Annotated in this window: 7 protein-coding genes and 1 pseudogene; 3 read left to right on the top strand and 5 right to left on the bottom strand. The window is 57.8% G+C overall.

What is annotated here, in order from left to right; translation table 11 throughout:
* Positions 1–145: 145 nt before the first annotated feature.
* The gene (locus LMG28727_RS11755) at positions 146–1,105 is read right to left on the bottom strand and encodes a PDR/VanB family oxidoreductase (protein ID WP_201642498.1); all 960 of its coding nucleotides are present in this window, start codon (positions 1,103–1,105) and stop codon (positions 146–148) included.
* Positions 1,102–2,196 carry an aromatic ring-hydroxylating oxygenase subunit alpha gene (locus LMG28727_RS11750; RefSeq protein ID WP_201642497.1) on the bottom strand — a complete coding sequence of 365 codons (1,095 nt, stop codon included), beginning with the start codon at positions 2,194–2,196 and terminating at the stop codon, positions 1,102–1,104. Before LMG28727_RS11750 ends, LMG28727_RS11755 begins: the two co-directional genes overlap by 4 nt.
* 276 nt (positions 2,197–2,472) lie before the next feature.
* Between LMG28727_RS11750 and LMG28727_RS11745 the strand changes: the two genes are divergently transcribed.
* Positions 2,473–2,973, top strand: coding sequence for a MarR family winged helix-turn-helix transcriptional regulator (locus LMG28727_RS11745; protein WP_201642496.1), 501 nt, complete (start codon positions 2,473–2,475; stop codon positions 2,971–2,973).
* Positions 2,974–3,057: 84 nt separating this feature from the next.
* On the opposite strand, the gene LMG28727_RS11740 is transcribed toward LMG28727_RS11745, so the two are convergent.
* Positions 3,058–4,401 carry an SGNH/GDSL hydrolase family protein gene (locus LMG28727_RS11740; RefSeq protein ID WP_201642495.1) on the bottom strand — a complete coding sequence of 448 codons (1,344 nt, stop codon included), beginning with the start codon at positions 4,399–4,401 and terminating at the stop codon, positions 3,058–3,060.
* A gap of 213 nt (positions 4,402–4,614) precedes the next feature.
* On the opposite strand from LMG28727_RS11740, the pseudogene LMG28727_RS34920 reads away from it, so the two are divergent.
* Positions 4,615–4,934 (top strand): annotated as a pseudogene (locus LMG28727_RS34920) (IS5/IS1182 family transposase); the annotation flags it as partial.
* Here the strand turns inward: LMG28727_RS34920 and LMG28727_RS11735 are convergent.
* The gene (locus LMG28727_RS11735) at positions 4,925–10,504 is read right to left on the bottom strand and encodes a YadA-like family protein (RefSeq protein WP_201642494.1); all 5,580 of its coding nucleotides are present in this window, start codon (positions 10,502–10,504) and stop codon (positions 4,925–4,927) included. The pseudogene LMG28727_RS34920 and the gene LMG28727_RS11735 sit on opposite strands and share 10 nt — an antisense overlap.
* A 1,078-nt stretch (positions 10,505–11,582) precedes the next feature.
* Here LMG28727_RS11735 and LMG28727_RS34770 point away from each other — a divergent pair.
* On the top strand, positions 11,583–11,711 hold the full coding sequence (locus LMG28727_RS34770) for a hypothetical protein (RefSeq protein ID WP_407945843.1): 129 nt from the start codon (positions 11,583–11,585) through the stop codon (positions 11,709–11,711).
* Between the two features lie 567 nt (positions 11,712–12,278).
* On the opposite strand, the gene LMG28727_RS11725 is transcribed toward LMG28727_RS34770, so the two are convergent.
* Positions 12,279–13,139 carry a class I SAM-dependent methyltransferase gene (locus tag LMG28727_RS11725; protein WP_201642493.1) on the bottom strand — a complete coding sequence of 287 codons (861 nt, stop codon included), beginning with the start codon at positions 13,137–13,139 and terminating at the stop codon, positions 12,279–12,281.
* Positions 13,140–13,220 lie beyond the last annotated feature (81 nt).

The raw sequence follows: 13,220 nt of genomic DNA, 5'->3' as shown, positions 1-13,220 counted from the left end.
CGACGCACTCGCAAATGCGAAATGAATAAAATCACTCATAGAACGGCTTCTTCCATTCGCTTAAAAACCGTTCCGACGTGCGAACCGTAGTGCGAGTAAAAAGTACTGGACCTCAGGCGTTGATCAAACGCGGACCGGGGTATCTTTACAGATCGAGTACGAGCAACGGAGATCTGGCGCGCGAACAACACGGCAGGAACTGATCGTTGGCGGCTTGTTCTTCTGGCGTCAGATAAGAGTCCAGATGATCGGGTTCGCCGGACAGAACTCTGGTGAGGCACGTCCCGCATACACCCTGTTCGCACGAGGTCATGATTTCGATGCCGTTTGCCGCCAATGCCTGAACGACCGTGCATTCAGACGGCACTTCGATCGTTGCGCCGCTACTGGCAATGCGCACCTGAAAGCTGTTCCCCACTGCGCTCAGATCGACAGCCGCGCCAAAGAACTCGTAATGCAAGCGCTCTTCGGGCCAGCCTTTCGCACGCGCGGTGTTTAGCACTGCGTCCATGAATCCTCGAGGACCGCAAACATAGAGGTGCGTCCCGCTCGGCGCGTTATCTAACACCTGCTCAACGTCAAACGTGGATCCGCTATCGTCGTGATGAAACTGGACCGACCTGGAAAAAGTACTCCGTTCGATACGCTCGGCAAAGGCCGTTCGCTCTCTGGAACGCGTGCAATAGTGCATGTGGAAAGACTCACCCGATGCGGCAAGCCGCTCCGCCATGCATAGAATTGGCGTCACGCCAATTCCGCCCGCCAGCAGCAGATGATGAGGAGCCTCATGCGCCAAAGCGAAATGATTGCGCGGCGCACTAATCTTAATCCGATCGCCTTCGTGGATCAGATCATGAACCGCTTTTGATCCCCCTCGACCGGATTCGTCACGCAGTACGGCGATAACGTAACGGTGCGTTTCACCCGGGTCGTTGCATAACGAGTACTGACGCACGAGGCCGCCAGGAAGATGCACGTCAATATGCGATCCTGCAGCGAAAGGCGGCAACACGTGACCCGCTTCGCTGGTCAGTTCGAAACTCGCGATATCGAGTGCTTCATTGCACTTGCGAGTCACGAGTACATCCAGAATAGATGCGTTCATGTTGCCGCCCGCACCGGAATAACGCGGGAAACCGCAGACTGTGACGTACTTTCGCTTTCTCCCTTGACGCGTTCGAGTTCCAGCAACCGGTCAATCACCCGTCGTGACATCACGCCACCCGCATCGATATTCAGTTTGAGCAGCTTGCGATCCGGCCACTTCAGCAGGTTTTGCTGCTGACGTTCGAGCATCTCCAGATCTTCGCTGAAAATCTTTGCTTGTCCTTCGCGGATGCTGGCTGTGAGTGCCGCGTCGTCAGGACGGAAGTTGCGGGCCATGCCCCAGAAGTACCAGATCGACGTTTCGGTTTCTGGCGTAATGAAGTCCACCACGATCGACGAAGCTTTCTTGTCAGCCGGCGCGTGATAGCCGCCGTGTCCCGCATGCGCTACGCCGACTTCAATCAACACATGACTCGGCGGCGTGAAGTGGCAAATCTGCCACCGGTCGACAGCAACGTCATCGGCGAGGCCATTGCCTCGCAAAGCCATTTTCCAGAACGACGGCGCGGCGACGTTCTCCATGAAACGGCTGGTCGTGACCGTGTCACCTTCGCTAGTGGTTTTCGGCGCGGCCTCGTCGATTTCTTTTTGCCCGATGCTGTTCGCGTGCACGTAGGTCTCGTGCGTGAGATCCATCAGGTTGTCGATCATCAGCCTATAGTCGCAGCGGATGTGATAAAGGCCACCGCCGTATGCCCATGCCGAGCTTTCTGCCCACTCCAGATGATGCAGTTTCGCTGCGTCGGCCTGAGCCGCATCGCCGGGCCATACCCAGATAAAGCCATAGCGCTCGATAACCGGGTAGTGGCGAATAGAAGGGAAACCATTGACGCGCTGGCCCGGCATGCCGGTCGCCTTACCCTGGCAGCCCATTTCGAGTCCGTGATAGCCGCACACCAGCGTGCCGTCACGCACGAAACCCAGCGACAACGGTGCACCCCGATGCGGGCAGAAATCTTCGAGCGCGACAGCCGCGCCCTCCGCGTTTCGATAAAACACCATTGCTTCGCCGCAGATCTGGCGGCCGAGCGGCTTGCCCGTGATTTCGTCAGGCATGCAGGCGACATACCACGCGTTCTTGGGGAACATTTGAGTCTCACTCCTTATTTTTAGCGCGCGCAACGGCGTCAATCGAGCCGCCGCTTATGAGTCGATCGACAAAACGTTCGTCGCCTCATTCCGCACACTCATTGAGATTCAGTGTACTCAATATGACTTTGATGATTAAATGAAGGTTTTCCCTAACATCGACTTTTATTCCGCAAATGCGGCGATCATGGACAATGCTCACGCCTGCAAAGTCCGGCACTGTCGCAGACATCGGCGATTCCCGATGCGTGCCAGTCAACAGCTTTTCTTATTTCCATGGCCACATCAACAGATACCACCGCTTCAGCGATCAGTCTCGACCTTTACGATCAACCCGGGCATCTGATCAGACGCGCACATCAGATTTCAGTGTCGATGTTTCATGAGTTGTTGGGCCGGGAGGTCACACCGGTGCAGTACTCGGTGCTGCGGATGCTTCACGAACTGCCTGGCCTGGATCAGGTCACTCTCGCGCAGCGGGTTGGCCTCGACACGTCTACCACCGCCGATATCGCCGTGCGACTGGAAGCAAAAGGATGGATTGTCCGCGAGGTTTTGCCGCGCCGCCAACGTCGGCTGTTGCTGACACCAGAGGGCGAGAAGCTACTCGTTCAATTCACTCCCGCCGTTAATGCATTGAGTCACGGACTGCTCGACGGAATGGGAGAAGAAGACGCGCAACAGCTATTGCGGCTGTTGCGGAAGTTCGTCCATTTGAATAACGATCAGAGCCGTGCGCCACTACGCAGCTCTACCGACGACACAGCTTCAGGTTAGCAACGCCGTCAAGCAACTCAACCGGATCGTGGCAGACCGCGCTTTAGTAGCTAACGAAGCCTCGCCACGATCGTCATTCGCCAGTTAGTGACGACCCAGATTGGACATGATCATATCGAGGTCGACAGCGCGTGCCATCGCTTCATAACCCGCATCGCTCGGATGCAGATGATCGCCGCTATCGAATACCGCGCGCATATGGTCGGGGTTGGCTGGATCGCGGGTCACCTTGTCGAAATCGATCACACCGTCAAACGCGTGGCTGGTCCTGATCCACTCGTTCACCTTGAGCCGCTCCTGTTCTCCCGCTGGCGTGCCGTAGTCGGTATGGTAAGTGCTGTTCGATCCCATGAACGGCAGCAGCGTTCCGCCATAAATACGCGCGCCAGCCGCGTGAACCTGCGCGATAACCTGCTGCATTGCCTGAATGACGTCGTCCGCTTTCGCCGACTTGTCGCCGATATCATTGATGCCCTCGAGAAACACCACTGCACGCAAGCCCGGTTGAGTCAGCACGTCGCGTGCGAGACGCTCGCTAGCCGGGACGCCGAACATCGCCTGATCGCGGTTCGTCAACAACTCGTTGCCGCTGATGCCCGCGTTGGACACCGATAGGGTCGCGCCTTTGCGCAGCGACATCCTGCGAGCTAGTGCATCCGGAAAGCGGCGGTTCTTGCCGGTCGTCGACAGGTAGCCGTCGGTGATCGAATCGCCAAACGTGACGAGGGTGCCCTTGACCGTCGGCGCAGCGTCGACATCGACACCAGAGACGAACATCCAGCAACTCACCGGACGCGCAAACGCAACCGTATTGCCGCTTCCGGTCTGGTTGCCTGCGGACAGATAACTTGTTTGCGTCGCGAGGAAATGCTGCGTAGCGGGGCCGGTATTCGCCGGAAGGTAGACGCTGACAGCGAGCGCGTCGAACGACTTTACCGGCAGTTCGACTACATCGCTAAGTGCTTCGCCGCCTGCGGGAACGACGACTTGCTGGGCGCCGCCGAAATGCAGCGCGTGGGTATCGCCTTCGAGGCCGGGTCCATCGCTCGCAGAAGGGGCGACGGAGGCCGCGCCGACCCGCAGCGGCACCACACCGCCAGCGTTTGAAATCCTCACGCGGATGCGGTCGCCACCCGTGCTGAGGTACACGATATTGCGGACGGTCTGATCCTGTACGCCGACATCGGAAGGACAGGCTTTGGTGTCGAATGTCGCGCCTTTGGTCGGACTTCCCTGCCAGCTATTGACCCAGTTGGCCCGTTGTGGCCCCTCCGCAGCGTGGGCTGCCGCCAGTCCTATCAGTGCGGGTGTGATCCACGCAAGGCTCCATTTGGCGAGCACCATCGTGCCGCGCTTGAAGCGAAGGGCGCCGTCGTAGTGGTGATGAAAGGGGGTGTACCGCTCCGCATTTGTCTCGCGTCGTCTCATGTCTTTTCCTTTTTTTTCTGGAGCAGAAAAGTATCAGGAAAAAGCGCGGTCTATCCATGATGAAATCAACCGGAGAGCGTTCTGATTTTGCGGAGAATAGTGAAAAGCTGATTCATTCAGCTTAGCGGTCATCGATAGCATAGCCACGGACGCTGTAGAAAGGAACTTCGCGGAATGGGTCCACGACGATGAAGCGGAAAGTGCGGACAGAAAACGGGACTTGCGGTGCAGATGGCATTTGCCGATCGAGGATACACAGGAGGAGAGTCAGCGCCGGCCACATTCGAGGATGGCACTGCACTGCAGATGATCAAACTTGAGAAATGGAAAAAGGGTTTTGTATCGCGGGCCCGGCGGTGGACGGTCAAGCACAGCTTTGGCTGGCTCGACCGTTTCCGTCTTCTCGCTCGCGATTGTGAAGGGCTACCTGAAACTCTTGCCGGGCTTCACTGGTAGACTTCGCAATGCTTACGCTAGTTCAAGCAGTGCCAGTACTTCAAAGTCACTGGCACGCTCCAGGCTTTTACCATTGATAAGAAGCCCCTATCCCAGCAGTCGTGCCACCGCTCGACATCCCGACACCCGCTTTCACCTTGATGTTTTCCGTGATACGAGCCGTACCACCGAGTGCGACAGCCTGATAGCCGTGGTAAGTCGACGCACCGATACCGAACGAAATCTTCTTGCCTACATCGACTTCTGGAATCATCGTCAGCGCGGTAGCTGCTGCGATGCCTGAGTAAGCGTTCTTGGCGAGATCGTTGACCGCCTGGTTCGTGGCATTGACACGCTGATCGGTATAGCTATTAGCTTGCTGCACACCTTGCGAAAGCGAGTTATTCATCTGGCTCAGATTGACCGCATCGGTCGGCGCGGTACCTGCCGCTACGTTGGTGATCTGACGTTCGCTACCCGTCGAACCTACCGACACCGAATTGTCGCGATCCGCCGTCGACCCGGCACCCAACGCAACTGAGTTTTGAGCCGTGGCGCTGGCGTTCGCACCCATTGCTACGGCCTGCGAACCTGCTGCAGAGGCGCTCGCACCGGCAGCCACCGACGACGTACCGCTCGACGTCGCTGCCTGCGTATCACGATTACCGTCGGCGCTGAACATCGGGTTGCTAGCTGCTGCTGCCGCGTTGTTCACCACGGAGTTCAGCTGGCTCATGTTCACCGCATCGGTAGGCGCCTCGCCTGCTGCCACGTTATGGATAACCGTACCACCGTCGACACCATTGCCCAACGTCATGCCGTTGTAGTTAGTCGAGCCATCAGCATTGTGATCATAGGACACCGCAGTATTCACGTTGCCATTACTGTCGACAATGCCGGCGCTCTTCAACTGCCCGACGTTCACCGCATCCGTGTCGGCCGTCCCTGCCGCGACGTTGGTAATCTGACGCTCCGCGCCAGAGGCTCCCACCGACACCGTATCAGCGCGATCAGCGACCGAATTGGCGCCGAGTGCGACGGAGTTCTTTGCCGATGCATTCGCACCACCGCCGATCGCCACCGAATCAATACCACTAGCGATCGAATCCGGCTGCGAAGAGTTCGTGTGGAAGTACATGATTCCGTTGCCGCTGCTAATACCGTTCATCACCGTATTCAGCGCGCCGATCTGGTTAGCGTTCTGCGTCGTGCGACCGTCGATATTGCTGATCGCGTCGCCCATATTGCTGACTGTCTTGCCGTCGACACTATAGTTAGGCGCCGAGATCGTGCCGTCTGCATTCACCGTCGCGCCGCCGCCCAATGCCGAGGCCAAACTCGCCGCGTTGTAGTACAGCTGGCTGCCGTTGATCGCGTCCACGCTCGATGCGTTGACCGCGCCTGCCGCCACGCCCGTCACCGTGCGGTTGCCGGCTGTGCCCGACAGGCTCACCAACGTGCCGTCCGTGTCCTTCGCCACCGTGATGTTGCGCGAGTCCGCGTCCTGCTTCACCAGACCCACTTCACCATTGGTCAACTGTGTCGACAGATTCGTCACCGAGCCTTCAACGTTTGTCACGCGACCATCGATGTTGCTGATGTTGCTTTCGGTCGTTGTCACACGGCTGTCGATGGTGGTGATGTTGCCTTCAGCCGTCGTCATGCGACCGTCGATGTTGGTGATCGCCGTACGGTTGTCTGCAATGTCGCTTGCGTTCTGCGCGATGTTGCCTTCAGCTTCGGTCACGCGGGTGTTGGTTGTGTAAAGCTGCGAACCGTTCACTGCTTCTGTGCTGTCAGCGCTCAGCGTCGCGGCCTTCACGCCTGACAGCGTGCGGGCGCCGTCCGTGCCGGCGAAGTCCACCGAGGTACCAGCCTTGTCCGACGCCACCGTGATTGCGTTGGTTTCCGCGTCCTGCTTCACCAGACCCACTTCACCTGAGCCGAGTTGTTGCGTCAGGTTCGTCACCGAACCTTCAACGTTCGTTACGCGGCCGTCGATGTTGCTGATGTTGCCTTCAGCGGTCGTCACCCGACCGTCGATGGTGGTGATGTTGCCTTCGGTCGTCGTCACACGGCTGTCGATGGTGGTGATGTTGCCTTCAGCCGTCGTCATGCGACCGTCGATGTTGGTGATCGCCGTCCGGTTATCGGCAATGTCGCTTGTGTTCTGCGCGATGTTGCCTTCGGCTTCGGTCACGCGGGTGTTGGTTGTGAACAACTGCGAACCGTTCACTGCTTCCGTGCTGTCAGCGCTCAACGTTGCGGCCTTCACGCCAGACAGCGTGCGAGCGCCATCCGTACCGGTGAGGTCCACCGACATACCAGCCTTGTCCGACGCTACCGTGATTGCGTTGGTTTCCGCGTCCTGCTTTACCAGACCCAGTTCACCCGAGCCGAGTTGCTGCGTCAGGTTCGTCACCGATCCTTCAACGTTCGTTACGCGGCCGTCGATGTTGCTGATGTTGCCTTCAGCCGTCGTCACGCGACCGTCGATGTTAGTGATGTTGCCTTCGGCTTCGGTCACGCGGGTGTTGGTTGCGTAAAGCTGCGAACCGTTCACTGCTTCCGTGCTGTCAGCGCTCAACGTTGCGGCCTTCACGCCAGACAGCGTGCGGGCGCCGTCCGTACCGGTGAAGTCCACCGACATACCAGCCTTGTCCGACGCTACCGTGATTGCGTTGGTTTCCGCATCCTGCTTTACCAGACCCAGTTCACCCGAGCCGAGTTGCTGCGTCAGGTTCGTCACCGATCCTTCAACGTTCGTTACGCGGCCGTCGATATTGCCGATGTTGCCTTCGGCCGTGGTCACGCGACCATCGATGTTGCTGATGTTGCCTTCAGCCGTCGTCATGCGACCGTCGATACCGCTGATCGCCGTCCGGTTGTCGGCAATGTCGCTCGTGTTCTGCGCGATGTTGCCTTCGGCTTCGGTCACGCGGGTGTTGGTTGCGTAAAGCTGCGAACCGTTCACTGCTTCCGTGCTGTCAGCGCTCAACGTTGCGGCCTTCACGCCAGACAGCGTGCGGGCGCCATCCGTACCGGTGAGGTCCACCGACATACCAGCCTTGTCCGACGCTACCGTGATTGCGTTGGTTTCCGCATCCTGCTTTACCAGACCCAGTTCACCCGAGCCGAGTTGCTGCGTCAGGTTCGTCACCGATCCTTCAACGTTCGTTACGCGGCCGTCGATATTGCCGATGTTGCCTTCGGCCGTGGTCACGCGACCATCGATGTTGCTGATGTTGCCTTCAGCGGTCGTCATACGACCGTCGATGGTGGTGATGTTGCCTTCAGCCGTCGTCATGCGACCGTCGATGTTGGTGATCGCCGTCCGGTTGTCTGCAATGTCGCTTGTGTTCTGCGAGATGTTGCCTTCGGCTTCGGTCACGCGGGTGTTGGTTGCGTAAAGCTGCGAACCGTTCACCGCTTCCGTGCTGTCAGCGGCCAGCGTTCCAGCCTTCACGCCTGACAGCGCGCGGGCGCCGTCCGTACCGGTGAAGTCCACCGACATACCAGCTTTGTCCGACGCTACCGTGATTGCGTTGGTTTCCGCATCCTGCTTTACCAGACCCAGCTCACCCGAGCCCAACTGCTGCGTCAGGTTCGTCACTGACCCTTCAACGTTCGTTACGCGGCCGTCGATGTTGCTGATGTTGCCTTCAGCGGTCGTCATGCGACCGTCGATGGTGGTGATGTTGCCTTCAGCGGTCGTCACACGGCCGTCGATGGTGGCGATGTTGCCTTCAGCCGTTGTCATGCGGCCATCGATGCCGCTGATCGCCGTCCGGTTGTCTGCAATGTCGCTCGTGTTCTGCGCGATGTTGCCTTCAGCTTCGGTCACGCGGGTGTTGGTTGTGTAAAGCTGCGAACCGTTCACTGCTTCTGTGCTGTCAGCGCTCAGCGTCGCGGCCTTCACGCCTGACAGCGTGCGGGCGCCGTCCGTGCCGGTGAAGTCCACCGAGGTACCAGCCTTGTCCGACGCCACCGTGATTGCGTTGGTTTCCGCGTCCTGCTTCACCAGACCCACTTCACCATTGTCCAACTGTGTCGACAGGTTCGTCACCGACCCTTCAACATTTGTCACACGGCCATCAATGTTGCTGATGTTGCCTTCAGCCGTCGTCACCCGACCGTCGATGGTGGTGATGTTGCCTTCAGCTTCGCTCACGCGAGTGTTGGTCGCGTAAAGCTGCGAACCGTTCACCGCTTCCGTGCTGTCAGCGCTCAACATCCCGGCCTTCACGCCAGCCAGCGTGCGGGCGCCATCCGTACCGGTGAAGTCCACCGACGTCCCGCCCGTAGACGATGCCATCGTGATCGCCTTCGTCCCCGCATCCTGCTTCACCAAGCCTAGTGTGCCGGCCGCCAGGCCTGAAATGTTGGTCGTGTTCTGTGTAGTACGGCCATCGAGGTCGGTAATCGCAGCACTAACAGTGCCAACCGTAGTGCCGCCCACGCTGTAGCTTGGCGCACTGATCGCCCCGGTAGTCGAGTTATAGCTTGCGCCACCACCCAATGCTGCAGCTGTAGCAGCGCCCTGGCTGTTAACCTTCCCGTCTTCCACTATTAACTGACTAACGTTCACAGCGTCCGTCCCCGCGGAGCCCGACGACACGTTCGTGATGCGCCGCGTCGAGCTGGCGCTACCGACCGACACTTCCGAATTTGGCGCCACAGCATTCGTGAGGAAACCGGTGCCGGTCGGTGCGGTCGCACTAGTCAAACTCCCGCTTCCAAGCGCGACACTGCCGCCAAAATTGGCCGTGGCCCCATTCCCGATCGCAATGCTATTGGTGTTCGTCGCTCTTGCTGATAGGCCCAGCGCCACCGCCGTGCTCCCCGTCGCGTTGCTGTTCGTGCCGATGGCAATGGCGTCCGATCCCGAGGCTTTGGTGTTGTTCGTCGTGTTTTGCAACGAATCTAAGTTTCCGGTCAAGTCGGTGGTTAGGGCCGAACCCAGCGCGATCGCGCGGGCGCCGCTCGCCGCAGCCGAAGTGCCAATCGCGGTGGCGTCCACGCCGGTGGAGGTCGCAAGTGTCCCGATCGCATTCGCGCGATCATTGTTGGCGACTGAGAACGAGCCAATGGCTTGCGATTGCAAACCAGCAGAGTAAGCTCCTGTACCCACACTAGTGCTATTGCGCCCCAGCGCCTGGTTGAAGCCACCGACCGCAACCGCGCCGGTACCCGAGGCTGTCGAATTGTTGCCCAGTGCGGTTCCCCCATAACTGGAGGCGGATGTATTAGTGCCCACCGCAGTCGCGACACCAAGTTCCGTAAGTTTGGAAGCATCAACGCCTAAACCGTCGGTACGGCGGTTGCCCGTAATTGCTGCGTTCCAGTTAGTGATGCCGGTAGTGGTCGCGCCGGCCCCTAAAGCGGTACTTCCATCAGAACCCGCCACCGCTCCCGCTCCTAGTGCCGTCGAATCGTTTCCGACCGCGCTTGGGTTAGCTGTCTTCTTGCCGTTTGTGGCGGCAGCCGGCGTCGACAGCGATGCAGCCGAAACCCCGGTCGGTACACCTATGACAATCGCCAACAGCGTGCCCGTTGCGACCACTGACAATCGGGACTTGCTGCGCTTGCCACGTGCGGTTGTGTTTTCGGACGCCGCCACCCATGAGCCGAGAGCTTCATTCCAAACGCTAACATATGACTTGTTCATATCATTCACCTTCAAACGAAATGTATTTCGTTATCCGAAATACTGGATTTGATAAATTAGATAAATATCGAAAAATCTTTCTTTCACTGTTATTGGCAGATCAAGTCGCGCAAAAAGATCAAAGATCTGAAACAGTGAAAATCGCCGATATCACTCGCGACGAGACGCGGCGCAACCCACTCGGGAAGCGACTCGCTGAGGAACCAACAGATCAGTTTGTAACGCTCAGAAGCCCTAGACGAGATAGCCTTAGATGGGCTTCCTGTCGTTCATTGACAATTGATTCGTAGCGAATCAATTGTCAGGAATATGCGAATCGTCTGATCGGTTGAGCGGACCGACGAATCACGACATATTGGCTTCAGCGAATCTGAAAAACGCAGACCTTCTAACCCATTTCAACGGGTGACAGATTCAGGAAACTAAGCAGCTAGCTGAGCGGGCGAACCGTTTACCGACTAACTTTTATTCGGATCACGACTACCGCCCTGATGAATTCTGACAATCTGTGAGAAAGTTCTTAATTGATTCCAATGTCGATAAGAATATCAACCTTCGAAAAATCGAGATATAAGACTACGCCTAAAAAATCTGAGGTTCTTGCCCGACGGCAAGACTGATTTTCTCGGCTCAGCGGGCCGGGACGGCATAGCCGTGGCCCCGTGAACAGGAGGTTCACGGGCGGACCCCGACGATCAAACGGCAGAATTCGGCTTTTGCAAGCGAAAATGGGGAAGGAGACGTGGGCCTCGTCAACGCTTTTTTACCCAGATGGAAAGCTCGTCCTGCGGTCGTGGCTGGTGTCGGCCATTGAACCGAACTATCCGAACGGCGAGCCTGGGCGGCCTGCTAATGGGCTTAAGCGAACGCCCCAAATTTGCTTTCTTAAGTACTGTTATGGGTTACCGGACAAAGCAATCAAAGATGCGCCGCACAACAGAGCAACGCGCGGACGGCATGATCTGGCCCTCGATAAGGCGCGCATGCGATAGCTCTGCTGAATCTTCAGCGCGCTGCCCGCGCCTAGACTGAAGGACAGGGTGGACGAGACTGTTACTCACTGTGTGGGAAAGGGTTGATGATGACGGAAAGCACGCTGGTCGACGCGACGATCACCGAAAGCGGCCCCATCGATCAGAATAAATCAGAAGAGCCCGTCCCGGATAAACATCAGACGAATAGCGATATCCAGTGGCACTTCGGGTGAGGGTCCACGCGGAATCAACACTTATTCTTGACCGCCAGATAGCCAGATAGGTGCTTCGGGAAACATGTCGGATTTATCGCAGGTTCACGCGTTTCTCCATGGGCAGCGCATTCGGCGACGCGGGTTACCCACGTGTAGACAAACGCGACGAAGTGAAGAGCCATACGGTCAGTTGGCAGATAGCGGCCAAACGCGGAAAGATCAAAGGGATGCGGAAAGGTTTGTTGACGAGCCTACTGGTCGCGCGAGAAGAACTACGGCGCAGTTCGAGCATCCGTTTCATTTTATGACGAACGTGTTTCGTCATCGGAAGGCCTGCTAACAAACGGTCTAGCCAAGTACGCCGTGCACTGGTTTATCCTGTTCGCGCCAGCAAACCTGGAAAGCGCCGACAATCTGATACTGCGGATCCACTGAGGCAATACGTCAAGCGGGTGAAAAAAATAAAGGGAATGAGGCCTGCACATAGGCGCCATTCCCTTCGAACCCTCAACTTCATTCTTCATCAAAAAATCGCCACCTACCTCGTCCTAAACGCGAACAACAGAGTCACCAATCAGCGCATCCCTAAACACTAGCCACCAGCAATTCCTCTGCATTGTTCGGCGGACGCAACCCATCGCCCCGATTTGCAAAATAGCGCGCTGCAAGATCATTCGCCGAGACATGCCGCGCTTGCGCAAAACCAGCATCACTCGCTTGCGTGATGATTTCAGACGGCGTGTAGAAGCTGATAAAAGGTGTACCGCTGGCTCGCGCGCCCTTCTCCGCCATCTGAAGACCGGGACGAACCTCCGGGTCCGCCAATTCGAGTGGAAGCAGAAACGTCATCGCAAGCATCGAGCCGGAAGCAAAAGACGCAACCTGCCTAAGCGTAGCCGCGTTTGCCTCTTTCGTGAGATACATGCTGACGCCGGTAGACACCACTATAGCGGGCTTGCTGTCATCGAAGCCAGCGGCCGACAGTGCCTGACGCCATGCGTCGTTTCGTTCGAAATCGACCGGCACGAAACGCAGCCAGTCCGGCACCCCAAAGCCGAGTTCCATCAGACGCTGACGTTTCCATGCCTGGGGACCAGGCTGATCGACCTCGAATATCCGGATGCGAGATGCTATTTCCGGCCGGCGCTGCACGAAGCTGTCGAGCCCCGCACCAAGGATCACATACTGCTCGAGCCCACGGCCCATTTGCTCCACGACCAGATCTTCAATGAAGCGGGCACGCGCGACGATCGACGCGCGAAACGGTCGGGTGAACTGCGGGTCCATATCTCCGCGATCGCGCCAGTCTTCGCCCGGAGCAAGCAGCTTAAGACCGATGTCGTCGTCCAGCACATGCGGCGGGGCGTCGGCCAGCACGTGCAAAGCACGCCATAACGCGACGCGTGCGGCTGTGCTATCTGGCGCTGGATCCTGTTTGTCGCTCATGATTTTCAAGTCCTCTCTGGTCTCATTCGACCGAATCGGACCTAATAGTACTGTGAGTACCGTGTCACGTCATGCAGGGAC

This window comes from Paraburkholderia metrosideri, assembly GCF_904848625.1.
Classification (GTDB): Bacteria; Pseudomonadota; Gammaproteobacteria; order Burkholderiales; family Burkholderiaceae; genus Paraburkholderia; species Paraburkholderia metrosideri.
This window is presented reverse-complemented; position numbering and strand designations above follow the sequence as displayed.